This is a genomic window from Ancylobacter sp., from assembly GCF_965279025.1.
In the GTDB taxonomy this organism is placed as follows: Bacteria; Pseudomonadota; Alphaproteobacteria; order Rhizobiales; family Xanthobacteraceae; genus Ancylobacter.
Genome location: NZ_OZ257132.1, coordinates 3,385,494 through 3,408,558, shown reverse-complemented (window position 1 = coordinate 3,408,558; position 23,065 = coordinate 3,385,494). Strand labels below are relative to the sequence as shown.

Below are 23,065 nucleotides of genomic sequence, written 5' to 3'. Positions count from 1 at the left end.
CGTAATGGACCTCGGCGCGGGCATCCCCCTCGCCTGCTAAACAGGGGAACGGCGCCACAGGGCGCCGTTTTCTTTTGCCGCCTGCCGTTAATCTCATCATCTCCGCCCGGAACCTCAACCGGCTCCCAGTGTTCTGCCCTGCAATGGCGCGAAGCGGGGACGGAATGATCACCATCGAATGCGGTTACCGGATCGAAATCGTCTGTAACCAGTTCACGGCCGGGATCACGCTGCTCGATCCCCACCCTGAACGACAGGCCGACATCGCTGCAGGCGCGCGCGTAAGTGTCACGTCGCTCTATGACGGCAGGGACGTTCCCTGTGTCGACTATGAAGACAGCTTCGGAAATACGTGCCGGCGGCTGATCGTCCCGCCGGGCGGCGTGCGGTTCGAAAGCCGGATGAGCGTTTCTGACACGGGCAATGTCGACGTCGTCGACCGCAACGCCTCCGAATGGGCGCCCTCCGACCTGCCGCCGGAGGTGCTGCAGTTCCTGCTGCCGAGCCGCTATTGCGAGGTCGACGAGCTCTCCGGCACCGCCTGGAACCTGTTCGGCAACTACGCCCCGGGCTGGAACCGGGTCCAGCAGATCTGCAATTTCGTCAACGCGCAGATCCGCTTCGACTACCAGTTCGCCCGCAACACGCGCACTGCGGCGCAAGCGTTCAACGAGCGCGTCGGCGTCTGCCGCGACTTCACCCATCTCGCCGTCGCATTGACGCGCTGCATGAACATCCCGGCGCGCTACTGCAACGGCTTCCTCGGCGATATCGGCGTGCCGGCGAACCCGGCGCCGATGGACTACAATGCCTGGTTCGAGGCCTATCTCGGCGGACGCTGGTACACGTTCGACGCCCGCCACAACGTGCCGCGCATCGGACGCATCCTGGTGGCGCGCGGCCGCGACGCCGCCGATATCCCGATGATCCATACGTTCGGGCCGCATATGCTGCAGCGATTCGAGGTCATCACCGACCAGGTCGCCGCCTAGGCTGCGGCACGCGCACTCCCCGGGCGCGAGGCCCGGAGAGTGCAGGCCTATGGCCTCAGGCCTTGAGCGCTTCGGCGTTGTCCGTCGCCCACTGCGCCACCGAGCGCGGCTCGCGGCCGGTCAGCGTCTTGACCGCGTCGGTAACGCCGGCGGTCCAGCCTTCGCGCACGGGATAGAAGATGGTGGCGAGGAAGCGGGCATAGTCCTCGCCAATGCCCACCCCGGTGAGGATGCCGACAAAGGTGTCGTCGTCGATCGGGGTGTAGCCGACCGGCTTGCCGATCACCTGCGCGAGGATGTCGGCCGCTTCGGCATAGCCCAGCGCTGCCGGCCCGGTGAGGTTGAAGGCCTGCCCGTCGAAGCGGTCCGTGGTGAGCGCGCTAGCGGCACTGGCAGCGATGTCGCGCGCATCCACGAAGCTCGACGTGCCCTCGCCCGCCGGCACGGCAATGGCGCCGGTATGGTCGATGCCCGGCTTCCAGAAATTGAGGAAATTGTCGGTGAACCAGTTCGGCCGCAGGATCACATAGGGCACGCCCGACGCGATCAACGCCAGCTCGACCTGGCGATAAGGGATGGAATCATCCGCGTCGACGCCAAGGGCGGTCTGCAGCACCACCTTCACCTGGCGCGCCGCTGCGGCCTCGATGACGGGGGTCAGCAATTCCTTCGAATTCACATAGCCGCCGGGCAGCATCACATAGGCGCGGTCGACACCCTCGAACGCCGCCGCGAAATCCGGCGCGGCGAAATCGAACGCGACACCCTCGGCGCCCTCCACCGGCTGCCCGCCCCGCGAGGCCGCCTTCACCACCTCGCCCTTGGCGAGCAATTCCTTGACCAGCGGGCGGCCGACATGCCCGCTCGCGCCGAGCACCAGAATCTTCCCTGCCATGTTCACTCTCCTGTCTCTAAAGTTTCTATTTGAAACCATGTTTCGATTAACTACATACTCTCCATCGAGATGAGCGGAAAGAGAGCACTTTCATCTCACCTGGTGTCGCTGAGGAAACCTGCCCGCCGGCACGGCGTGCCGAAACGAGAGACGAGATGCGACACAGCTACGATGTCTATGAAGAACGCTGCCCCACCCGGATGGTGCTCGACCGGCTCGCCGACAAATGGGCGCTGCTGATCCTCGACCGGCTGGAGGATGGGCCGGTGCGGTTCAATCATCTGCGGCGCGACGTCAAGGGCATCTCGCAGAAGGTGCTGTCGCAGACATTGAAGAAGCTGGAGCGCGACGGGCTGGTGACGCGGACCGTCTTTCCCACCGTGCCGGTGACGGTGGAATACGCCCTCACCCCGCTCGGGCGGGCACTTGCCGAGACCGCCGCCGCCCTCACCCACTGGGCCGAGCACAACATGGACGCCATCCTCGCGGCGCAGGCCACCTATGACGCAGCGGCGGCCGCGCGCTAGACGCGGGCGGCATTCACCTGCGTGCTTCGAGGCCGGCCATGCGGCCGGCACCTCAGCATGACGACCGTTGGGAACACGCGCGGCGGCACACCCCCCTCATCCTGAGGCGCGAGCGCAGCGAGCCTCGAAGGACGCAGGACCTCCCCGTCAGTCAGTCACGGAAATAGCGGGCGGCTAGACGCGGGCGGCATTCACCTGCGTGCTTCGAGGCCGGCCTTGCGGCCGGCACCTCAGCATGACGACCGTTGGGAACACGCGCAGCGGGCACCCCCGTCATCCTGAGGTGCGAGCGCAGCGAGCCTCGAAGGACGCAGGTAACGGCCCGCATGCCTCACCCCTTGCGCAGGAAGTCACCGATGCGCTGCACCGCCTCGCGCATCTGCGCGGGCGAGCCGGCATAGGACAGGCGCAGATAATGGTGGCCGCGATGCGGGTCGAAATCGACCCCCGGCGTTGCCGCCACATGGGCCTCGTCGAGCAGCCGCCGGGCGAAGGCGGCGGAATCGTCGGTGAAGCGCGAGACGTCGGCATAGAGATAGAAGGCACCGTCGACAGGCAGGAATTCCGGCAGGCCGGCAGCCGGCAGGCCCGTGGTGAGGATCAGCCGGTTCTCCTCATAGCCATGCTTCACCGCCTCCATCTCGCGTGCCCCGTCGAAAGCCGCCTCGGCGGCGATCTGCGAGAGGGTCGGCACGGAGATCATCAGGTTCTGCTGCAGCCGCTCCACCGCGCGCACCAGGCCTTCCGGCATCACCATCCAGCCGACCCGCCAGCCGGTCATGCAGAAATATTTCGAGAAGGAATGGATGATGGTGGCGTCCGGGCTGATCGCCGCCGCCGTCGAGGCGGGGAAGGCATAGTCCAGCCCGTGATAGATCTCGTCGGAGAGGAAGCGGATGCCGAGTTCCTCGGCGGTGCGAACAAGTTCCGCCAGCGCCTCGGGCCGCATCATCGTGCCGGTCGGGTTGGCCGGGCTTGCCACCAGCAGACCCTTCAGCGGCGTGCGCCGGTGCGCCTCCCTCAGCGCCTCCGGCGTGATTACCCAGCGCGAGGCGGCGTCGGTTTCGATCAGCACCGGCTCGCAGCCGAGCGCGGTAAGGATATGGCGATAGGGCGGATAGCCGGGATTGGCGATCGCCACCCGGTCGCCCGGCTCGAACTGCGCGAGGAAGGTGAGCAGGAAGCCGGAGGAGGAACCCGTCGTCACCACCACCCGGCCCGGGTCAAGATCGACGCCGTAGGTCTCACCATAATGGCGGGCGATGCGGGCGCGCAGCGAGGGAATGCCGAGCGCCGTCGTGTAGCCGATGCGACCATGGTCGAGCGCGCGCCGGGCCGCCTCGCGGGCAGTGCTTGGGGCGGGGGCGGCCGGCTGGCCAACCTCCATGTGGATGACATGGCCACCCGCCGCCTCGATCCGCGCCGCTCGCTCCATCACGTCCATGACGATGAAGGGGGCAATCTCGCTGCGCCGCGAGGGGCCCGCGAGGCGGGAGGCAGCCGCGAGGCGGATTGACGACGGTGTTGAGGTCATGTTTCCGAACCTTGCCGAAACCGCCGCACCCCTGCCGTATTGTCCGGCTCGTGTCGGCAGACGTTCAATAGAAGATGATGATGCGCGGGCTTGACCCTGCCTTCACGACAGCGTCAGTTCCCCCGGAAACATTTCGTGTCGATGGATGATGCCTTCCCTGCTGATTGACAACCCCTCGCCCGCGCAAAGCCCGGGCGCCCTGCCGCGCCGCCGCGCCAGCTTCGGCGCGCGCGTGGCGCGTGGCGCCGCGTTTCTCGCTGCCGCCGCGCTGGTCATCCCCGCCGGGCCGGCCAGGGCGCAGGGGCAGGGCCGCCAGCCCAGCATCATCCGCGACGCGGAGATCGAGGCGCTGATGCGCGATTACACGCGCCCGATCTTCAAGGTAGCGGGCCTCCAGCAGCAGAACATCCAGGTGGTGCTGGTCGGCAGCGACAGCTTCAACGCCTTCGTGGCCGACGGGCGGCGCATCTTCATCAATACCGGCGCGCTCAAGCAGTCCAAGGTGCCGAACGAGATTATCGGCGTGCTTGCGCACGAGACCGGACACATCGCCGGCGGGCATCTGGCCAATATGCGCCAGCAGCTCGAATCGGCGCAGACCGCCGCCATCGTGGCCATGCTGCTCGCCGCCGGCGGCGTTGCTGCGGGCGCGGCGAGCGGCGCGAATATGGGCGGGGCCGCCGCCGGTGCGATCATGGCGCCGCAGGAGGTCATCCGCCGCACTCTGCTCTCCTACCAGCGCGGACAGGAAGCCTCGGCCGACCAGGCGGCGGTGAAGTACCTCACCGCGACCAAGCAGTCCGCCAAGGGCATGCTGACGACGTTCGAGCGCTTCCAGAACGACCAGATCTTCCTCAGCCAGCGCATCGACCCCTATGTGCTGAGCCACCCCATGGCGACCGAGCGCATCGCCCTGCTCTCGGAGCTGGCACGCAAGAGTCCCTATTTCGACGCCAAGGATTCCCCGGCGCTGCAGGCCCGCCACGACATGATGCGGGCCAAGCTGATCGGTTTCACCCAGACGCCCGACGCGGTCGATCGCGCTTATGGCCGCGCGGACACCTCGCTGCCGGCGCGCTATGCGCGGGCGATCTCGGCCTATCGCTTCGGCAGCATTCCGGACGCGATTCGCCAGATCGACGCGCTGATCGCCGAGCAGCCGAACAACCCCTATTTCCACGAGATCAAGGGGCAGGCGCTGCTGGAGGCCGGGCGCGCACGCGAGGCGGTGCCGCCGCTGCGCCGCGCCGTCGCCCTCTCCGACGGCAACCCGCTCATCCGCATGCTGCTCGGCCAAGCCCTCGTGGCCAATGACGACAAGTCGACGATGGAAGAGGCCGTGCGCGAGCTGACCTTCAGCCTGCAGCGCGAGCCCTCCTCCCCCGCCGGCTGGCGCTATCTCGCCATGGCCTATGGCCGCAAAGGCGACATCCCCAATGCCGACCTCGCCTCGGCCCAGGCCGCCTTCATGAGCGGCGACTTCCGCCTCGCGCGCACGCTGGGCTCCCGAGCCCGCGACGGCTTCAAGCTCGGCACGCCGGGCTGGCTGAAGGCGGACGACATCGTCAACTACAAGCCGCCGGTGGACCCGAACGCCCGCCGCAAAAGCGCCGGCCCGTAAGATGGCCAGGCCCTGCCCTTTCCCGCTGGAGAAGCCCATGTCGCCCATCGCCTTCCTACGCCGCGCCGGCCGCGCGACCCTCGCGCTCGGCCTCGCCGCGGGCCTGCTGCTCGGCGCCGCGCACACCCCCGCCTCCGCGCTCGACGACGCCCAGCGCAAGGAGTTCGAGGGCGTGATCCGCGAGTACCTCGTGAACAATCCCGAAGTGATCCAGGAAGCGATCATGGTGCTGCAGAAGCGCCAGGCCGCCGCTGAATCGAAGCAGCGCGAAGCCGCCGTGGCCGAGCTGAAGCCCCGCATCTACGACACCACGCGCGGCATCGTGGTCGGCAACCCGGACGGCGACGTCACGCTCGTGGAGTTCTTCGATTACAATTGCGGCTACTGCAAACGGGCGCTGGGTGACCTTGTCGACCTCGTCAAGGGCGACCCCAAGCTCAAGGTGATCCTGAAGGAATTCCCGGTGCTCGGGCCGGGCTCTGTGGAAGCGGCACGGGTCGCGGTCGCGGTGCGCCTGACCGACCCGGACAAATATTTCGACTTCCACAAGAAGCTGCTCGGCGAGCGCGGCCAGGCCAACAAGGACAAGGCGATCGAGGCCGCGGTGGCGGTCGGCATCGACAAGGCGAAGCTGGAAAAGGCGCTCGACAATCCGGAGGTCAACGCCACCCTGCAGGATGACCTGCAGCTGGCCGAGGCACTCGGCATCGACGGCACGCCGAGCTATGTGCTGGGCGACCAGGTCGTCGTCGGCGCGGTCGGCCACGACCAGCTCAAGGACGCCATCGCCTCCGTGCGCAGCTGCGGCAAGACCCAGTGCTGATGTCCACACGGCGCTAATGCCGGCGGCGCCCCGCTTCGCGCGCGGCGCCGTCGCTTGCGCAAAGGCCGCCCGATGGCAGGCAGCCGGGGGATAATCCTGCGGAAAGCACGGCGGGGCTTGGCGCGGGGCCAGCCATTGCCTATAAACCCGCGGCCGTCCCGGCATGGGGCCACCGGCGGCAGGCTGAATGAGGCGCGATGCCCGACACGGTGCATGTTCTCAACGGACCGAACCTCAACCTGCTCGGCACGCGCGAGCCGGAGGTCTATGGCCGCGCGACCATCGCCGATGTGGAGTCCGCCTGCCGCGCCGCCTGCGAGCGCCATAGCCTCGCGCTGGTGTTCCGCCAGACCAATCACGAAGGCGAGCTCGTCAGCTTCCTGCAGGAAGCGCGCGGCTCGCTCGGCGTGGTGCTGAACGCGGCGGCCTACACCCACACTTCCGTCGCCATTGCGGACGCCATCAAGGCCGTCGGCCTCAATGTCGTCGAAGTCCACCTGTCCAACGTCTTCGCGCGCGAAGCCTTCCGCCATCATTCCTATGTGTCGCCGGTCGCCCGCGGGGTTATCTGCGGGCTGGGGATCGATGGCTACCGGCTCGCCATCGACGCGCTCGCCACCGCCGGTGGTAGGGTCAGCTGAGGGAGACGGCTAGCGACCGTCACGGGATCATGATGAAAACCAACAAGCCGAACATCGACCCCGCGCTGGTGCGCGAGATCGCCAATCTCCTCTCCGAGAGCGACCTCACCGAGATCGAGGTACAGCAGGAAGATTTGCGCATCCGCGTCGTCCGCGCCCCGCCGACCGTCTACGCCGCCGCCCCGGCGCCGGTCGCCGTCGCCGCGCCGGCCCCGGCGGCCACCGCCGTGCCCGCCCCGCTGGCGGCCGCGCCCGTGGACGACATCTCGAAACATCCCGGCCTCGTCACCTCGCCGATGGTGGGCACCGCCTATCTCGGCCCGGAGCCGGGCGCCAAGTACTTCATCGATATCGGCTCGGTGGTGAAGGAAGGCCAGACGCTGCTCATCGTCGAGGCGATGAAGACCATGAACGCGATTCCCGCGCCCCGCGCCGGCACCGTGACCCGAATCCTCGTGGAGAATGCGCAGCCGGTCGAATATGGCGAGCCACTCCTGATCATCGAGTGAGGCGCGCCTGATGTTCGGCAAGATCCTGATTGCCAATCGCGGCGAGATCGCGCTGCGCGTGCTGCGCGCCTGCAAGGAAATGGGCATCGCCACCGTGGCGGTTCATTCCACCGCCGACGCCAACGCCATGCATGTGAAGCTGGCCGACGAGAGCGTGTGCATCGGCCCGCCGTCTGCCAAGGACAGCTATCTCAACATTCCTGCCCTGCTCGCCGCCTGCGAGATCACCGGCGCGGAAGCGGTGCATCCGGGCTACGGCTTCCTTTCCGAGAATGCGCGCTTCGCCGAAATCCTGATTGATCACGGCGTCGCCTTCATCGGGCCCAAGCCCGAGCACATCCGCGTCATGGGCGACAAGATCGAAGCCAAGCGCACCGCCAAGAAGCTTGGCATTCCGTGCGTGCCGGGTTCCGAGGGCGGCGTCACCTCCGATGACGAGGCGATCAAGGTCGCCAATGAGATCGGCTATCCCGTGCTGATCAAGGCCGCCGCCGGCGGTGGCGGCCGCGGCATGAAGGTGGCGCGCTCGGAAGACGAGCTGTCCGCCGCCCTGTCCACCGCGCGTTCGGAAGCGCGGGCCAATTTCGGCGATGATGCGGTCTATATCGAGAAATATCTCGGCACGCCCCGCCACATCGAGATCCAGGTGTTCGGCGACGGCAGGGGCAATGCGGTGCATCTGGGCGAGCGCGACTGCTCGCTGCAGCGCCGGCACCAGAAGGTGCTGGAGGAGGCCCCCTCCCCGACCATCACCGCCGAGCAGCGCGCCCGCATTGGCGAGACCTGCGCCAAGGCGATGCGCGACATGAAGTATCTCGGGGCCGGAACCATCGAGTTCCTGTACGAGAATGGCGAGTTCTATTTCATCGAGATGAACACCCGCATCCAGGTGGAGCATCCGGTGACGGAAGCCATTACTGGCTTCGACCTGATCCGCGAGCAGATCCGCGTCGCCGCCGGCGAGGCGTTGAGCTTCACCCAGGACGATGTGGTGTTGAACGGCCATGCGATCGAGTGCCGGGTCAACGCCGAGCACCCGCGCACCTTCCGGCCCTCGCCGGGCAAGATCGGCTACTGGCACGTGCCGGGCGGCCTTGGCGTGCGCATCGATTCAGCGGTCTATCAGGGCTATTCGATCCCGCCCTATTACGACAGCATGATCGGCAAGTTGATCGTCCACGCCGCCACGCGCGAGGAATGCCTCGCCCGCCTGCGCCGGGCGCTGAACGAATTCGTGGTGGAAGGCATCGAGACCACGCTGCCGCTGTTCCGCGAACTGGTCGAGAACGACGACATCAAGCGCGGTGCCTACGACATTCACTGGCTCGAACATTTCCTCGCCGAAGGCGAGCCCGGCGCCTGAGGCACCCGCCCCCTGCGAGAGCGGTGTGAACGACGTATTGGCCGGGCTTGTCCCGGCCATTCACGTTTTTGCAAGGTGCGCGTGCGGGCATCGTGGAAGCCCGCCTCAAGGCGGGAATGCCACGCCTGCGCCTTCACAGCGCCGCGCATCTCCGGCATGCTGACGCTATGTCACGCCCGCGCGAACACCAGGTCGAGATCACCCCGGAAGTGCTGCTCAAGGCCTATGCCTGCGGTATCTTCCCGATGGCCGAGAGCGCCGACGACCCCGGTCTCTACTGGATCGAGCCGGAGCGGCGCGGCGTCATCCCGCTCGACGACTTCGCCATCTCCAGCCGCCTCGCCCGCACCATCCGCTCCGACAAGTTCGAGATACGCATCGACCATGATTTCGAGGCGGTGATCGATGGCTGCGCGGCGCCCGCCGACGGGCGCGGCTCCACCTGGATCAACCGGCGCATCCGCAAGCTCTATTGCGATCTCCATGCGCGTGGCTATTGCCACTCGGTCGAGGCCTGGCAGGATGGCGAACTGGTCGGCGGGCTCTATGGCGTGCGGCTGGGGCGGGCGTTCTTCGGCGAGAGCATGTTCCACATCGCCCGCGACGCCTCGAAGGTCGCGCTCGTGCATCTGGTGGCGCGGTTGAAGAAGGGCGGCTTCGTGCTGCTCGACACGCAGTTCGTCACCGATCACCTGAAGAGCTTCGGCGCCATCGAGGTGCCCCGCCGCCAGTATCACCGGCTGCTGTCGCAGGCGCTGGAAGAAGGCGAGGCCGATTTCTACTGCTGGCCGCCGGGCGAGGCGATCACCGGGTCGGTCTGCTTGCAGTCGGTCAGCCACACATCATAGATCGGGTGCTCGACACCGTGCAGGCCGGGGCTGGAAGCAAACATCCAGCCGCCGAACAGCGGCTGCACCTTACCGTCGAGCCCGATCTCCTGGATTTCCACGAAGCCCGTCGTGTTCTGCTGCTCGGTCTCGGGCCGGGTGTAGCAGGCGCGCGGGGTGATGCGCAGCGCGCCGAACTGCACCGTCTCGTTGATCGACACGTCGAAGCTGGTGATACGCCCGGTGATCTTGTCGAGGCCGGAGAACGCGGCCGTCTTGTTCTCCACCTTCTGGTCCGGCGGCTGGATCACCTCGATGTCGCCGCTTGGGCCGACCGTGGCCTGTCCGGGCACTTCCGGCGGGGCCGCCGCCGGGGCGCGCGGCGTGCCGGCATCGGGGTCTTCCATGATCGAGGGAACGCCGGGGCCGCCGGGCGGCGAATCGGGATCCTGCACCGGGCCTTCCATCAGCGGCGGCGGCGCCAGCGGCTGCGATTCGACGCCCCCCTGCCAGCCCTGTTGGGCCGCGAGCGGCGTGGCGAACGCCATCAACCCTGCAGCGACCAGCAGCGCGGCGCGCAAGGAACGGGAGATGGGACGGAAGGCGGAAATGCCGTGCACCGAAAAGCCTCGCGAAGCGCACCAGCCCTCCGGCACGCGCTGGGGGCCAAGATGCCGGCCAATGCGGCGATGTCGGGGCGGCCGCGAAAATGCGGCGTGCGGCCCACCCCGCCCGGCCGGGCTTTGAAGGCTCACTCCGGCGTCCAGGCCTTGTAGTCGCCGGTCACCTGCGGGCGATGGCCGAAGCCGACCGCCGAGCCCGGCGGATGATAGGCATTGACGGTGCCGGTGGGGTTCGGCCGGTGGGGCTTCTGCCACTCGTGCGGGACATAGGTCTCCTCGCTCGGCGGCACGTCGGAGCGCTGGTGCATCCAGGCGTGCCAGCCCGGCGGAATGGCGGTGGCCTCGGCATAGCCGTTGAAGATCACCCAGCGCCGCTCGAAGCCGAGCGACGGATCGATCTTGCGGCCCTTGGTGCGGTAGTAGCGGTTGCCGAACTCGTCATCGCCGACGAACTCACCATGGCGCCACGTGTGGAAGCGCGTGCCCATGGTCTGGCCGTTCCACCAGGTGAAGGTCTCGATGATGACGTCGTACAGCTTCACGGAATTGGTCCCTGCGCCGGCCTTAAAACTTGGGCGGAACATGCCACTCGCACCGGCTGGTGTCCAGCCGGCCGCGCGCCCTCCGGGCGCTTACGCACGCGTGCGGAATTCCGTGGCGTAATAGGCCAGCGCCAGCAGCATGATGGCGCTTCCCGCCAGCGTCACCGCGCTCCAGCCGCCCATCGTGTAGAGCGGGCTTGCCAGCGCCGAACCCAGGGCGCCGCCAAAGAAGAAGGTGGCAATGTAGAGCGCGTTGAGCCGCGAGCGGATCTCCGGCGCCAGCATGAAGATGGCGCGCTGGCCGAAGACGAGATTGGCGGTCACGGCGAGGTCGAGCACGATGGCGCCGAGGGCCAGCACCACGACGGAAGACGTGACGGCGCCGAGTTCGGTCATCAGGAAGCCGGCGATTGCCAGCAGCAGCGCCGCCCCGGTCGCCGCGCGGGCGAAGCCGCGATCCGCCAGCCAGCCGGCCAGCGGCGAGATGACGACGCTGGCGGCGCCGGCCAGGGCGAAGATTGCGATTCCCTGCTGGCCGAGGCCGAATTCCGGCGCCGCCAATTGCAGCGGCACCGCCGTCCAGAACAGGGTGAAGGCGCCGAACATCGCCGCCTGATAGGCCGCGCGCCGGCGCAGCACCGGCTGTGAGCGCATCAGCGGCCAGAGCGAGCCGACGAGGCGGCGATAGCTGGTGCGCCCGCCGGGATGGCGTTCCGGCAAGGCGAGCCGCAGCCCGACCGCCAGCGCCAGCATCGCCAGCGCGGCGAGAAGGAACACCGCCCGCCAGCCGAACCAGTGCGCCAGCATGGAGGAGGCCGGGCGCGCCAGCAGGATGCCGGTCATCAGCCCGCTGACCACGCTGCCGACCTTGCGGCCACGCTCCTCGGGCCGGGCGAGATGAGCGGCGAAAGGCACCGCAACCTGCGCCACCACCGAGCCGATGCCAAAGACCAGCGCCGCGAGCAGGAACAGCGCCGGGGCGGTGGAGACGAAGGCAAGGGCGAGCCCCGCCGTGGCGCAGAGAAGAATCGCCCCGATCAGGCGCCGGTTCTCGACGATGTCGCCCAGCGGCACCAGCAGCAGCAGGCCCAATATGTAGCCGACCTGCCCCACCGTCACCACCAGGCTCGCAAGCGTCTCGTCAAGCCCGATGTCGTCGGCGATCAGCGCGATCAGCGGTTGGGCGTAATAGAGATTGGCGGCACCCAGCCCGGCCGCGAGCGCGAGCAGGAAGAAGGTCAGCGCGCTGGCGGGGGCCGCCGCGTCGGTCGAGGGGGTCATGGCTATGCCGGGGCTGCAACAACGGAAGCACGCCATTTGAGCGCCGCGCCCCTCCCTGTCCAGATGCCCAAGGGTCAATCGAGGCGGCCCCTCCGCCAAAACGGGATTGCGGAGACGCACATGTTGCCCGTCATCCCCGCTGTTCACCGCGTCTCCCGGCATCACGTATTCGCGCTGGACTTAGGGCGCGAATCCCCGCTCGATAACGCTTCGCCTCTGGCAAGGGGGCCTTGGAATTACCATCTACATTTAGAGTTTTTTCACATACTCCACACTAGAGTTTGTGACATAAGGTTGACGCGTAAGAGGGAGTCGGCCAGTTTGGCGCCGTCGGACGCAGCGTAGTTTTCGCAGCCGGCACAATCCAGATTGAAGCGGGCTCCATCGCCGGTATCGACCTCCGGCGAGGCGTTTGTGCGTGCCAAGAACACAACGGAACGGCGCGGCCCTCGCGGTGGCCCGATTCCGGGATGACAGCTGTGCGGACGCAGGGTCCGAGGCTTTGAATGTCGATCAGCGGGCCGCGGACAGGTCCGCCGCGAACCGGGGACGAACCAGAATGCGCATCGAGCGCCGTTACACACAGGCCGGCCGTTCACCCTATGCGGACATCGCGTTCCGCAAGGCGACGAGCGAGATTCGCAATCCCGACGGGTCGGTGGTGTTCCGCCTCGAATCCATCGACGTGCCCGAGCATTTCTCGCAGGTCGCCACCGACATCATCGCCCAGAAATATTTCCGCAAGGCGGGCGTGCCCGCGCGGCTGAAGAAGGCCGAGGAAGAAACCGTTCCGTCCTTCCTCTGGCGCGGCGTTGCCGACGAGAAGGCGCTCGCCGCGCTGCCCGAGAAGGAACGCGTGATCGGCGAGACCGATTCCCGGCAGGTCTTCGACCGTCTGGCCGGCACCTGGACCTATTGGGGCTGGAAGGGCGGCTATTTCGATTCGGAAGAGGACGCGCAGGCCTTCTTCGACGAGCACCGCTACATGCTGGCCATGCAGATGGCCGCGCCGAACTCGCCGCAATGGTTCAACACCGGCCTGCACTGGGCCTATGGCATCGACGGCCCGAGCCAGGGTCATTTCTATGTCGACTACGCCACCCGCGAGCTTACCCGCTCGGCGACCTCCTATGAGCACCCGCAGCCGCATGCCTGCTTCATCCAGTCGGTCTCCGACGATCTGGTGAACGAGGGCGGCATCATGGACCTGTGGGTCCGCGAGGCGCGCCTGTTCAAATATGGCTCGGGCACCGGCTCCAACTTCTCGGCCCTGCGCGGCGAGGGCGAAAAGCTCTCCGGCGGCGGCCGCTCTTCCGGCCTGATGTCCTTCCTGAAGATCGGCGACCGCGCGGCGGGCGCCATCAAGTCGGGCGGCACCACGCGGCGCGCCGCCAAGATGGTGGTGGTCGATGTCGACCATCCCGATATCGAGACCTATGTCGACTGGAAGGTGAAGGAGGAGCAGAAGGTCGCCGCTCTCGTCACCGGCTCCAAGACCGTCGCCAGGCACATGAAGGCCGTGATGAAGGCCTGCGTGAACTGCGAGGGCGACGGCGACGATTGCTACGACCCGGAAAAGAACCCCGCCCTGAAGCGCGAAATCCGCGCCGCCAAGAAGGCACAGGTGCCGGAGAACTACATCCGCCGCGTCGTCCAGTTCGCCAAGCAGGGCTACACCGACATCGAGTTCCCGATCTACGACACCGATTGGGATTCGGAGGCCTATCTCACCGTCTCCGGCCAGAACTCGAACAATTCGGTGCGCGTCGACGACGCCTTCCTGAACGCCGTCGAGGCGGATGCCGACTGGAACCTGACCTCGCGCATCACCGGCAAGGTGACCAAGACGCTGAAGGCCAGCGACCTTTGGGAGAAGATCGGCCACGCGGCCTGGGCCTGCGCCGATCCCGGCATCCAGTTCCACACCACCATCAATGACTGGCACACCAGCCCGGCCGGCGGCCCGATCCGCGCGTCGAACCCGTGCTCGGAATACATGTTCCTCGACGACACGGCGTGCAACCTCGCCTCGCTGAACCTGCTGCAGTTCCGCAACGCGGACGGCACGTTCGATGTCGAGAGCTACGAGCATGCCTGCCGCCTGTGGACGGTGGTGCTCGAAATCTCGATCCTGATGGCGCAGTTCCCCTCCAAGGAAATTGCCCAGCTCTCCTTCAACTACCGCACGCTGGGCCTCGGCTACGCCAACATCGGCGGCCTGCTGATGACCTCCGGCATTCCCTATGATTCGGACGCCGGCCGCGCCTATTGCGGCGCGCTCACCGCCATCATGACCGGCGTCGCCTATGCCACCTCGGCCGAGATGGCCAAGGAGCTCGGCCCGTTCCCGGAATACGAGCCCAATGCCGTCCCCATGCTGCGCGTCATGCGCAACCACCGGCGCGCCGCTTATGGCGAGCGCGAGGGCTATGAGGGGCTGAGCACCAACCCGGTGCCGCTCGACCACGCCAAGGTGCCCGAGCAGCGGCTCGTCGAGCGCGCCAAGGCGACCTGGGACCTCGCCCTGTCGCTGGGCGAGGAACACGGCTACCGCAACGCCCAGACCACGCTGCTCGCGCCCACCGGCACGATCGGCCTGGTGATGGACTGCGACACCACCGGCATCGAGCCCGATTTCGCGCTGGTGAAGTTCAAGAAGCTGGCCGGCGGCGGCTATTTCAAGATCATCAACCGCGCCGTGCCGGAGGCGCTGCGCACGCTCGGCTATTCCGAGAGCCAGCTCGCCGAGATCGAGGCCTATGCGGTCGGCCACGGCTCCATCACCCAGGCGCCGGCGATTAACCATTCGACGCTGCGCACCAAGGGCTTCGACGACGCCATGCTGTCGAAGATCGACGGCAGCGTGAAGGCGGCGTTCGACATCAAGTTCGTGTTCAACCGCTGGACGCTGGGCGACGAGGCGCTGGCCAAGCTCGGGGTGCCGGCCGACAAGCTGGCCGATCCGTCCTTCGACCTGCTCTCCTTCCTCGGCTTCTCGAGAAAGGACGTCGAGGCCGCGAACATCCATGTCTGCGGGGCGATGACGCTGGAGGGCGCGCCCTTCCTGAAGACCGAGCACTATCCGGTCTTCGACTGCGCCAATCCGTGCGGGCGCATCGGCAAGCGCTACCTCTCGGTGGTCAGCCACATCCTGATGATGGCGGCGGCGCAGCCCTTCCTCTCGGGCGCGATCTCCAAGACCATCAACATGCCGAACGAGGCGACCGTCGAGGACTGCAAGGAGGCGTATCTGCTCTCCTGGCGCCTGGCGCTGAAGGCCAACGCGCTCTACCGCGACGGCTCCAAGCTCTCCCAGCCGCTGAACTCGCAGCTTATCTCCGACGAGGATGACGAGGAAGACGCGGTCGAGGCGCTGCTGGAGAAGCCCGCCGCCGCCCGCGCCACCCACATCACCGAGAAGGTGGTGGAGAAGATCGTCGAGCGCGTCGTCGCCATGCGCGACCGCGAAAAGATGCCTGACCGCCGCAAGGGCTACACCCAGAAGGCCGTGGTCGGCGGCCACAAAGTGTATCTGCGCACCGGCGAATATGATGATGGCCGCCTCGGCGAGATCTTCATCGACATGCACAAGGAAGGCGCGGCGCTGCGCTCCTTCATCAACAACTTCGCCATCTCGGTGTCGCTGGGCCTCCAGTACGGCGTGCCGCTGGAGGAGTATGTCGACGCCTTCACCTTCACCCGCTTCGAGCCCGCCGGCCCGGTGCAGGGCAATGAGGTGATCAAGTACGCCACCTCGATCCTCGACTACATCTTCCGCGAGCTTGCGGTGTCCTATCTCGGGCGCAACGAGCTCGGCCATGTCGAGGCGAGCGAGTCGAATTTCGACGCGCTGGGCAAGGGCGTGGACGAGGGCAAGGCCTCGCCGAATTCGGCGGCCTCGCGCATGGTCTCCAAGGGGCTGATGCGCGGCAAGAATGTGAGCCTGATGGTGGTGCCGGCCGGCACGACCCTGCCCACCACCTCGGCGTCCAACGTGACGGCGCTGCGTGGCGGCATCCAGGGCGCCACCGCGCTCAAGGCCGAGCCGATGGACGACGAGGAGATGGAGCTCGGCAGCACCGACGCCCTCCCCTGGTCCGCCCCCACCCCGGTGGCGGCCACCGGCCCGAGCAAGGCGGAAGCCCGCGCCATGGCCCGCGCCAAGGGCTATGAGGGCGAATCCTGCCCCGAGTGCCAGAACTTCACCATGGTGCGCAACGGCACCTGCCTGAAGTGCGAGACCTGCGGCTCGACGACGGGCTGCAGCTGAGGGGGCGCACGAGGGTATTCGTAGATGAGATGCGGCCGGGGTCACTCCCGGCCGCTTTCGTTGGAAACGACAACATCACGGCACGCATGATTCCCCCCACCCTCACCACCGCCCGCCTTACCCTGCGCCCGCACCGGGCCGAGGATTTCAACGCCTATGCGGCGATGTGGGCGGAGCCGGCGGTGGTGCGGTTCATCGGCGGGGCGCCGTTCTCGCGGGAGGCGGCGTGGAGCCGGTTCCTGCGCCATCCCGGGCTCTGGCAGTTTCTCGGCTTTGGCGCCTTCGCGGTGGAGGAGCGCGCCAGCGGTGCCTTCATCGGCGAGGCTGGCTTTCATGATTTCCGGCGCGCCCTCTCTCCTTCCATCGAGGGCACGATGGAGGCGGGCTGGGTGTTCGCCGGCGCCGCGCAGGGCAAGGGCTATGCGCAGGAGGCGATGGCCGCCGCGCTCGGCTGGGCGGACGCGCACCGGGCCGAAACGCGCATCACCTGCATGATCGAGCCCACCCACGCCGCCTCGCTGCATGTCGCCGGCACGCTCGGCTTCCGCCACAGCGCCGACGGGCTCTATAACGGCCATCCGATGGTGCTGCTGGAGCGGCCGCGCGGCGGCACCGCAACCGGGGACTGACCTGCCTCGCACCGAGCGCGTCGGCCGCAGGCGAGGCTCTGGGAGCGCCGGAGGCACCCTGCCCCGCGCAAAAAGAAAGCCGCCGGCGGGGGCCAGCGGCTTTCCATTGTTCACGCGGAAGCCGGCAAGGTGCCGGCGTCTGGATCAGCCGACGCGGAGATTGACCGCCGAGTCCTTGCCGGAGCGCTGATCGGTCTGCAGCTCGAAGGACACCTTCTCGCCGTCACGCAGGCCCTGCAGGCCCGAACGCTGTACCGCGCTGATGTGGACGAACACGTCCTTGCCAGCGCCATCGGGCTGAATGAAACCGTAGCCCTTCTGCTCGTTGAACCACTTCACGGTGCCGGTCTGGGTCGACATTAGGATAGTCTCACGTATCGAGGTTGCACATCGGCGCAGGCACGGCCCCGCCGTTCGGTCGAACTTGGAAGAAAAGCTGACCGTGCACCCGCAGCCAGGTGAAACGGTCCTGAGTCCAGCCAAAGTCTGTTAGCGAGACTACCGCGAATGGCCGTGTTTGCAAGAGGTGCCAGCGGTATCGCGGTCGCCTGGCCAGCATAAATGTCGCCGTCCCCCGGGAGAACGACGACATTGTATTGGATCTAATCGGACGAAACCGTCCGATTTCAATCAAACGTCCGCATCAGAGCGGCCGAAGATCCACCGCCGAGGTCTTGCCCGAGCGCTGGTCGGTTTGCAGATCGAAGGAGACCTTGTCGCCGTCGCGCAGGCTCTGCAGGCCCGAGCGCTGGACCGCGCTGATGTGGACGAACACGTCCTTGCCGCCATTATCGGGCTGGATGAAGCCATAGCCCTTCTGCTCGTTGAACCACTTAACCGTGCCGGTATCCGCCATCAGAGACAACCTTCGAGACCAGTGAGCCACCGGCGACCTCCTGCGGAGCCCGCCGAATTGCGCCGAACCCCGCCGTTCCGCGCCGCCCAACGGGCAGCCGTCCGGCCATGTTCACGCTGAGCACAGCTTGGTTAGAAATGTGTCATTTCCACGGCAAATTCTGCCGCATTTCGGGCGCAATGCCGCGCGCGGCGGAAAAATGACGCAGGGGCAGCTCTCGCGGAGACGCTGCGGCCGGCAGCCGCGTCAGCGCCAGCAGCGCCGACGGTCCACGCGCACCACCCGGCCATTGCTCTGGCGCAGATAGCAGCGTCCGCCGCGCTGGAAATAATAGGACCGCGCGCGGCGGCTGCGGTTGGAGCCGATCACGGCGCCCGTGCCGGCGCCGATGGCCGCCCCTGCGGCCGCGCCGCCCGCCGTGCCGGTCGTCGCACCGCCAATGGCCGCACCGGCGACACCGCCGACAATGGCGCCGCGCGCGGTGCTGTTCTGGGCGGAGACCGGCGGGGTCGCCCACAGCATCAGCCCCGCGACAGTGGCGGCGATCATCCAGCGCATCGTCATGTCGGTGGTCTCCCGCTTCGCCGGCGGGAGCGGAAGGCACCGCGCAGGTCGGTATGTCGGCCTAGATTAGACCAGAAGCGCGCGCCGGTCAGCGCGCGCCCCGGCATTGGGCAGCTCAGGCGTGCTGCGCTTCCACCACCGCGATAGCGGTCATGTTGACGATGCCGCGCGCCGTCACCGAGGGCGTGAGCACATGCGCCGGCCGCGCCGGGCCGAGCAGGATCGGGCCGACGGGGAGCGCGTCGCCGAACACCTTCACCATCTGGTAGCCGATATTGGCGGCGTCGAGATTCGGCATCACCAGGATGTTGGCCACCCCCTGCAGGCGCGAACCCGGCAGCACGCGCTCGCGCATTTCCGGCACCAGCGCGCTGTCACCCTCCATCTCGCCATCGACCATCAGGTCGGGGGCGCGCTGCAGGATGAGGTCGAGAGTGCGGCGCATCTTCTCCGCGCTGCCATCGTCGCGGCTGCCGAAGTCGGAATGCGAGAGCAGCGCCACCTTCGGCTCGATACCGAAGCGGCGCACATGGGCGGCGGCGAGCTGCGCCATCTCGGAGAGGTCCTCGGCGCTGGGCTCGTTCTGCACCTGGGTGTCGCAGAGGAAGAAGGCACCCTTCTGGGTCAGCAGCATGGACAGCGCCGCCACGTCGCGCACCCCCGGCGCAAGGCCGATGATGGTGCGGATGTGTCGGAGATGGCGGGTAAAGCGGCCCTCGACGCCGCACAGCATGGTGTCGGCATCGCCGCGCACCACGGCAATTGCCGCGATCACCGTCGGCGTCGTGCGCACCAGCGTGCGGGCGAGCTCGGGCGTCACGCCGCGCCGGCCGGAGCGCTCGACATAGGTCGTCACGTAATCGCGGTAGCGCGGATCGTCCTCGGGGTTGATGAGGTCGAACTCGCGGCCGGGGCGGATGGACAGGCCGAAACGCTGCAGCCGGGTCTCGATGACCGAGGGGCGGCCGATGAGGATGGGGCGGGCGAGCCCCTCTTCCACCACCACCTGCGCCGCGCGCAGGATGCGCTCATCCTCGCCCTCGGCGTAGATGACGCGCTTGGGCGCCTGCTTGGCGAGGGCGAAGATCGGCTTCATCACCAGGCCGGAGCGGAAGACGAAGCGGTCGAGCTGCTCCTGATAGGCGTCGAAATCGGCGATCGGCTGCTTGGCCACGCCCGATTCCATCGCCGCCTTGGCCACCGCCGGGGCGATGCGCAGGATGAGGCGCGGGTCGAAGGGCGAGGGAATCAGCGAGGCCGGGCCGAACACCGGCGTCTCGCCGCCATAGGCGCGGGCGACGACGTCGGACGGCGTCTCGCGCGCCAGCTCGGCGATCGCATTCACCGCCGCGACCTTCATCTCTTCGTTGATCGTCGTCGCGCCGGCATCGAGCGCGCCGCGGAAGATGAACGGGAAGCACAGGACATTGTTGACCTGGTTGGGAAAGTCCGAGCGGCCGGTGCAGATCATCGCATCCGGGCGCGCCTCACGAGCGAGGTCGGGCATGATTTCCGGTGTCGGGTTGGCGAGCGCCATGATCAGTGGGCGCTCGGCCATCGCCGCCAGCATCTCCGGCTTCAGCACGCCGCCGGCGGAAAGGCCGATGAAGATGTCGGCGCCGGCGATCACCTCGGCGAGGGTGCGCTGCTCGGTCTTCTGGGCGAACACCCCCTTATAGGGGTCCATCAGCTTCTCGCGGCCCTCATAGACCACGCCCTCGATGTCCGTGACCCAGATGTTCTCCAGCTTCGCGCCCATAGAGCGCAGCAGGTTCAGCGTGGCGATGGCGGCCGCGCCGGCGCCTGACGTGACGATCTTCACGTCTTCCAGCTTCTTGCCGCCAAGGAACAGCGCATTGACGATGGCCGCCACGACGATGATCGCCGTGCCGTGCTGGTCGTCGTGGAACACCGGGATCTTCATGATCTCGCGCAGCCGGGTCTCGATCTCGAAACACTCGGGTGCCTTGATGTCTTCGAGGTTGATGCCGCCGAAGGTCGGCTCCAGCGCCGCCACCACGCTCACCACATGGTCCGGCTCGAGCGCGTTGATCTCGATGTCGAACACGTCGATGCCGGCGAATTTCTTGAACAGGACCGCCTTGCCTTCCATCACCGGCTTGGAGGCTTCCGGACCGATATTGCCGAGGCCGAGCACGGCGGTGCCGTTGGTCACCACGGCGACGAGGTTCTGCCGGGCGGTCAGCTCCGCCACCAGCGACGTGTCGGCGGCAATCGCCTCGCAGACGGCGGCGACGCCCGGCGTGTAGGCCAGAGCGAGATCGCGCTGGTTGGCAAGCGGCTTGGTCGGCTGGATCTCAAGCTTACCGGGACGCGGATGGCGGTGATAGAACATTGCGCCAGAGCGCAGATCGTCGGAGATGTAAGAGGCCATTGTGTTTCCTTCCCCGGAGCTTGGCGCGGGAGCATAGGGATTCTGCTCCGGCACACAACGCCTTTCCCATTTTCTGATGCTCGTCTTTGGGCGGTTGGTTTAAGGTGCGGCATCGGCCGGCATGCCCCCCGGCCTCATCAGCCACCAAGGCAAGTCCCCAGGTCAGCCTCGCATGCGCAAGCCGTTTCTCGTCGCTCTGCTAGCCCTCCTCGTCATCGGCGTCGGCGGCTATTTCGGCCTCACGCACTACGTCAATTATCTCGCCCGAAGCGAGGTGGACTCGGCGCTTGCCACGCTGCGGGGCGGCGGCGCCGAGGGAAGCGTCGGCGATGTCCGCTACGACCTGTTCGCCGGACGGTTCGAGCTGCACGACCTGTCGCTCACCGGCCCGGGCAAGGGCATTCTCAAGATCGGCTCGCTGGTGGCAAACGGGGTCGAGCAGCGCGATTCGGGCCGCGTCTTCGCCCGCACGGCGGAGATCGGCGATCTCACAATGGACATCCCGGCGGGGCTCAGCACCCCCGGGATTACGCGCTACAACGCTCCCCGTGTCGATATTGCCGCCATGGAGTTTCCCGCCCAGGCGCCGGTCGACGGCAGTCCGTCGCAGATCGCGCTCGAGTTCTTCCGGAAGATCTCCGCGGAACGCATCGACATCCCGGCCTCGACGGGCACCGGCAGCAGCGGCACCGGGGAAACGCTGGTCAAGAATGAGGAAACCAACGGCGCCATTCGGCTCGAGGGGCTGGCCAATGGACGCTTCGCCACCATGACTGCGGAGCCCTCGCGCCTGGTCATCAGCGGCGAGCCTGAACTCTCCGGCCGGGGCACGGTGGGTCGGATCGACGTCAAGGGCTTCGACGTCGCGGGCATGCTGATCCTGTTCGATCCCGAACAGCGCCAGGCCAGCGACGGGTTCATCACGATCCACGATTCCTTGTCGATCGATGGCTACGACTTCGTCATGGGCAGCGGCGTGACGTATCGCGTGGCGCATTTGTCGATGAAGGACATTGCGATCCGGCCCTCCGCCATCCCGGTGGAGGAATTGGGCGACGCCGGAAGGCAGCTGATGAAGCTGCAGCAGGAGGGAACGGAGGCTCCGCCCAAGGAGACGGCGCAGTTCTTCCGAATGGCCGCCTCCGTCTATGACGAGGGCGTACGCATCGGCGGCCTCGCCGTGGAGGGTGTGGAGGGCACGGCCCCCGGCGGCATCGCCTTCGGCTTCGGCTCTTTTGCGGTTGGCGCGATCGAAGGCGGGCGGATGGAGAACATCACGCTGGAAAAGGTGACGGGCAAGGGACCCGGCGGCGACGGGTTCCAGATGGGCAGGTTCCAGTTGTCCGGGCTCAAGGCCGGCACGCTGATGGCGCTCATCGCCGACGCAGCGGAATCCCCCAAGGACATCGCCCGTTGGCCGGCGCCCTTCTTCAACACCATCGAGTCGATCGAGATCGACAATGTCGTGACCCCGACCGAGCAAGGCTCGCCGCTCAACATCGACAGATTCGCCCTCACCTGGACGGCCGAGCCGGACGCGCTGCCGACCCGCATTTCCGCCACGCTGCGCATGAGCGGCCCCACCGCCATGGTGAACAAGGGCAACTCGGCGTTTGTGATGGTGCCCGGACAGGTGGACCGGGCCAGCGTCGCCATGGATTTCGGCGCGGCGTGGAACGAGACCGAAAACACCGTGGTGGTCGACCCCGCCTATGTCGAAGTCTCCGACGCCTTTTCGTTCAACGCCAAGCTCACGCTGGATGCGGTGGACGACTCGGTGTTCTCCACCCAGCCGGACGAAGCGCTGGCGGGAGCCGCCGAGGTGAATCTCGGCGCGCTTGAGCTTTCCGTCACCGATTCCGGCCTCTACCAGCAGAAGCTGGAAGAGGCGGCAAAGGAACAGGGAATCAAGCCCGAGGAAATCCGCCAGCTCTTCGCCGGCTTCGCCGACCTGCTGCTGGCGCAGGCTGTATCGGACCGGCCGGAACTCGGGCCGGCGGTGGAAGCCTTCGTTGCCTTCGTCCAGAAGCCGATGAGCACGCTCGCCCTGCGCATCACGCCGCGCTACGAGCCGCTGCCGGTGACGATGATCATGGAGACGTTGAGGGGCGAGGACCCGCTCGCCGTGGTCGACGACGTGAACGTCGAGACGCTCGACAAGCCCTGACGCGCT

General features: G+C 67.2%; 20 protein-coding genes. 11 read left to right on the top strand and 9 right to left on the bottom strand.

Translation table 11 applies throughout. The annotated features are described in order from the left end of the window. Positions 1 to 164: 164 nt before the first annotated feature. Positions 165 to 992, top strand: a complete 828-nt coding sequence (locus ACQY76_RS15750) for a transglutaminase-like domain-containing protein (RefSeq protein WP_428029668.1) — start codon at positions 165 to 167, stop codon at positions 990 to 992. 55 nt (positions 993 to 1,047) lie between these two features. Here ACQY76_RS15750 and ACQY76_RS15745 read toward each other — a convergent pair whose 3' ends face one another. After that, positions 1,048 to 1,887, bottom strand: a complete 840-nt coding sequence (locus tag ACQY76_RS15745; RefSeq protein WP_428029667.1) for an NAD(P)H-binding protein — start codon at positions 1,885 to 1,887, stop codon at positions 1,048 to 1,050. A gap of 155 nt (positions 1,888 to 2,042) precedes the next feature. On the opposite strand from ACQY76_RS15745, the gene ACQY76_RS15740 reads away from it, so the two are divergent. Beyond that, positions 2,043 to 2,414, top strand: a complete 372-nt coding sequence (locus ACQY76_RS15740) for a winged helix-turn-helix transcriptional regulator (protein ID WP_428029666.1) — start codon at positions 2,043 to 2,045, stop codon at positions 2,412 to 2,414. A 331-nt stretch (positions 2,415 to 2,745) separates the two neighbouring features. Here the strand turns inward: ACQY76_RS15740 and ACQY76_RS15735 are convergent, their stop codons facing one another. Then, on the bottom strand, positions 2,746 to 3,948 hold the full coding sequence (locus tag ACQY76_RS15735; protein WP_428029665.1) for a pyridoxal phosphate-dependent aminotransferase: 1,203 nt from the start codon (positions 3,946 to 3,948) through the stop codon (positions 2,746 to 2,748). A gap of 145 nt (positions 3,949 to 4,093) precedes the next feature. Here ACQY76_RS15735 and ACQY76_RS15730 point away from each other — a divergent pair, with 145 nt between their 5' ends. The 6 genes from ACQY76_RS15730 (at position 4,094) to aat (ending at position 9,753) form a co-directional block, all read left to right on the top strand. After that, positions 4,094 to 5,569 (top strand): M48 family metalloprotease, encoded by a 1,476-nt coding sequence (locus tag ACQY76_RS15730; RefSeq protein WP_428029664.1) that lies wholly within the window; start codon positions 4,094 to 4,096, stop codon positions 5,567 to 5,569. 37 nt (positions 5,570 to 5,606) lie between these two features. Beyond that, positions 5,607 to 6,392, top strand: coding sequence for a DsbA family protein (locus ACQY76_RS15725; protein WP_428029663.1), 786 nt, complete (start codon positions 5,607 to 5,609; stop codon positions 6,390 to 6,392). Between the two features lie 197 nt (positions 6,393 to 6,589). Beyond that, entirely contained in the window at positions 6,590 to 7,033 is a 444-nt protein-coding gene (gene aroQ / locus ACQY76_RS15720) for a type II 3-dehydroquinate dehydratase (protein WP_428029662.1), read from the top strand. A gap of 32 nt (positions 7,034 to 7,065) precedes the next feature. Beyond that, the gene (gene accB, locus ACQY76_RS15715; RefSeq protein ID WP_428033032.1) at positions 7,066 to 7,542 is read left to right on the top strand and encodes an acetyl-CoA carboxylase biotin carboxyl carrier protein; all 477 of its coding nucleotides are present in this window, start codon (positions 7,066 to 7,068) and stop codon (positions 7,540 to 7,542) included. Between the two features lie 10 nt (positions 7,543 to 7,552). Beyond that, a complete protein-coding gene (gene accC, locus ACQY76_RS15710) occupies positions 7,553 to 8,905 on the top strand; it encodes an acetyl-CoA carboxylase biotin carboxylase subunit (protein WP_428029661.1) in 1,353 nt (450 codons plus the stop codon). A gap of 167 nt (positions 8,906 to 9,072) precedes the next feature. Continuing rightward, positions 9,073 to 9,753, top strand: coding sequence for a leucyl/phenylalanyl-tRNA--protein transferase (aat, locus tag ACQY76_RS15705; protein WP_428029660.1), 681 nt, complete (start codon positions 9,073 to 9,075; stop codon positions 9,751 to 9,753). Here the strand turns inward: aat and ACQY76_RS15700 are convergent. The 3 genes from ACQY76_RS15700 to ACQY76_RS15690 form a co-directional block, all read right to left on the bottom strand. Further along, a complete protein-coding gene (locus ACQY76_RS15700) occupies positions 9,684 to 10,352 on the bottom strand; it encodes a DUF2155 domain-containing protein (protein ID WP_428029659.1) in 669 nt (222 codons plus the stop codon). The genes aat and ACQY76_RS15700 overlap by 70 nt on opposite strands. A gap of 131 nt (positions 10,353 to 10,483) precedes the next feature. Next, on the bottom strand, positions 10,484 to 10,891 hold the full coding sequence (locus tag ACQY76_RS15695; RefSeq protein ID WP_428033031.1) for an NADH:ubiquinone oxidoreductase subunit NDUFA12: 408 nt from the start codon (positions 10,889 to 10,891) through the stop codon (positions 10,484 to 10,486). Between the two features lie 96 nt (positions 10,892 to 10,987). Then, a complete protein-coding gene (locus ACQY76_RS15690; protein ID WP_428029658.1) occupies positions 10,988 to 12,178 on the bottom strand; it encodes an MFS transporter in 1,191 nt (396 codons plus the stop codon). Between the two features lie 559 nt (positions 12,179 to 12,737). Here ACQY76_RS15690 and ACQY76_RS15685 point away from each other — a divergent pair. Beyond that, positions 12,738 to 16,448 (top strand): vitamin B12-dependent ribonucleotide reductase, encoded by a 3,711-nt coding sequence (locus ACQY76_RS15685; protein WP_428029657.1) that lies wholly within the window; start codon positions 12,738 to 12,740, stop codon positions 16,446 to 16,448. A gap of 86 nt (positions 16,449 to 16,534) precedes the next feature. After that, positions 16,535 to 17,077, top strand: coding sequence for a GNAT family N-acetyltransferase (locus ACQY76_RS15680; RefSeq protein WP_428029656.1), 543 nt, complete (start codon positions 16,535 to 16,537; stop codon positions 17,075 to 17,077). Between the two features lie 144 nt (positions 17,078 to 17,221). On the opposite strand, the gene ACQY76_RS15675 is transcribed toward ACQY76_RS15680, so the two are convergent. The 4 genes from ACQY76_RS15675 to ACQY76_RS15660 all read right to left on the bottom strand — a co-directional run bounded on the left by ACQY76_RS15675 (position 17,222) and on the right by ACQY76_RS15660 (position 20,892). Beyond that, positions 17,222 to 17,437: a cold-shock protein gene (locus tag ACQY76_RS15675; protein ID WP_131834842.1), complete on the bottom strand. Its 216-nt coding sequence runs from the start codon at positions 17,435 to 17,437 to the stop codon at positions 17,222 to 17,224. A 283-nt stretch (positions 17,438 to 17,720) separates the two neighbouring features. Further along, a complete protein-coding gene (locus tag ACQY76_RS15670; protein WP_131834841.1) occupies positions 17,721 to 17,933 on the bottom strand; it encodes a cold-shock protein in 213 nt (70 codons plus the stop codon). Between the two features lie 246 nt (positions 17,934 to 18,179). Next, positions 18,180 to 18,497, bottom strand: a complete 318-nt coding sequence (locus ACQY76_RS15665; RefSeq protein WP_428029655.1) for a glycine zipper domain-containing protein — start codon at positions 18,495 to 18,497, stop codon at positions 18,180 to 18,182. Between the two features lie 115 nt (positions 18,498 to 18,612). Beyond that, the gene (locus tag ACQY76_RS15660; RefSeq protein WP_428029654.1) at positions 18,613 to 20,892 is read right to left on the bottom strand and encodes an NADP-dependent malic enzyme; all 2,280 of its coding nucleotides are present in this window, start codon (positions 20,890 to 20,892) and stop codon (positions 18,613 to 18,615) included. A gap of 172 nt (positions 20,893 to 21,064) precedes the next feature. Here ACQY76_RS15660 and ACQY76_RS15655 point away from each other — a divergent pair, with 172 nt between their 5' ends. Next, positions 21,065 to 23,059, top strand: coding sequence for a hypothetical protein (locus ACQY76_RS15655; RefSeq protein ID WP_428029653.1), 1,995 nt, complete (start codon positions 21,065 to 21,067; stop codon positions 23,057 to 23,059). Positions 23,060 to 23,065: the final 6 nt, after the last annotated feature.

What these genes read in the sequence shown, in the direction of transcription:
- ACQY76_RS15685 (WP_428029657.1), top strand. Translation starts at nt 12,738, where the DNA reads ATGCGCATCGAGCGCCGTTACACACAGGCCGGCCGTTCACCCTATGCG.
- ACQY76_RS15690 (WP_428029658.1), bottom strand. Translation starts at nt 12,178, where the DNA reads ATGACCCCCTCGACCGACGCGGCGGCCCCCGCCAGCGCGCTGACCTTC.
- ACQY76_RS15750 (WP_428029668.1), top strand. Translation starts at nt 165, where the DNA reads ATGATCACCATCGAATGCGGTTACCGGATCGAAATCGTCTGTAACCAG.
- ACQY76_RS15680 (WP_428029656.1), top strand. Translation starts at nt 16,535, where the DNA reads ATGATTCCCCCCACCCTCACCACCGCCCGCCTTACCCTGCGCCCGCAC.
- ACQY76_RS15670 (WP_131834841.1), bottom strand. Translation starts at nt 17,933, where the DNA reads ATGGCGGATACCGGCACGGTTAAGTGGTTCAACGAGCAGAAGGGCTAT.
- ACQY76_RS15675 (WP_131834842.1), bottom strand. Translation starts at nt 17,437, where the DNA reads ATGTCGACCCAGACCGGCACCGTGAAGTGGTTCAACGAGCAGAAGGGC.
- accC (WP_428029661.1), top strand. Translation starts at nt 7,553, where the DNA reads ATGTTCGGCAAGATCCTGATTGCCAATCGCGGCGAGATCGCGCTGCGC.
- ACQY76_RS15655 (WP_428029653.1), top strand. Translation starts at nt 21,065, where the DNA reads ATGCGCAAGCCGTTTCTCGTCGCTCTGCTAGCCCTCCTCGTCATCGGC.
- aat (WP_428029660.1), top strand. Translation starts at nt 9,073, where the DNA reads ATGTCACGCCCGCGCGAACACCAGGTCGAGATCACCCCGGAAGTGCTG.
- ACQY76_RS15660 (WP_428029654.1), bottom strand. Translation starts at nt 20,892, where the DNA reads ATGGCCTCTTACATCTCCGACGATCTGCGCTCTGGCGCAATGTTCTAT.
- ACQY76_RS15725 (WP_428029663.1), top strand. Translation starts at nt 5,607, where the DNA reads ATGTCGCCCATCGCCTTCCTACGCCGCGCCGGCCGCGCGACCCTCGCG.
- ACQY76_RS15745 (WP_428029667.1), bottom strand. Translation starts at nt 1,887, where the DNA reads ATGGCAGGGAAGATTCTGGTGCTCGGCGCGAGCGGGCATGTCGGCCGC.
- ACQY76_RS15740 (WP_428029666.1), top strand. Translation starts at nt 2,043, where the DNA reads ATGCGACACAGCTACGATGTCTATGAAGAACGCTGCCCCACCCGGATG.
- ACQY76_RS15730 (WP_428029664.1), top strand. Translation starts at nt 4,094, where the DNA reads ATGATGCCTTCCCTGCTGATTGACAACCCCTCGCCCGCGCAAAGCCCG.
- ACQY76_RS15735 (WP_428029665.1), bottom strand. Translation starts at nt 3,948, where the DNA reads ATGACCTCAACACCGTCGTCAATCCGCCTCGCGGCTGCCTCCCGCCTC.
- aroQ (WP_428029662.1), top strand. Translation starts at nt 6,590, where the DNA reads ATGCCCGACACGGTGCATGTTCTCAACGGACCGAACCTCAACCTGCTC.
- ACQY76_RS15665 (WP_428029655.1), bottom strand. Translation starts at nt 18,497, where the DNA reads ATGACGATGCGCTGGATGATCGCCGCCACTGTCGCGGGGCTGATGCTG.
- accB (WP_428033032.1), top strand. Translation starts at nt 7,066, where the DNA reads ATGAAAACCAACAAGCCGAACATCGACCCCGCGCTGGTGCGCGAGATC.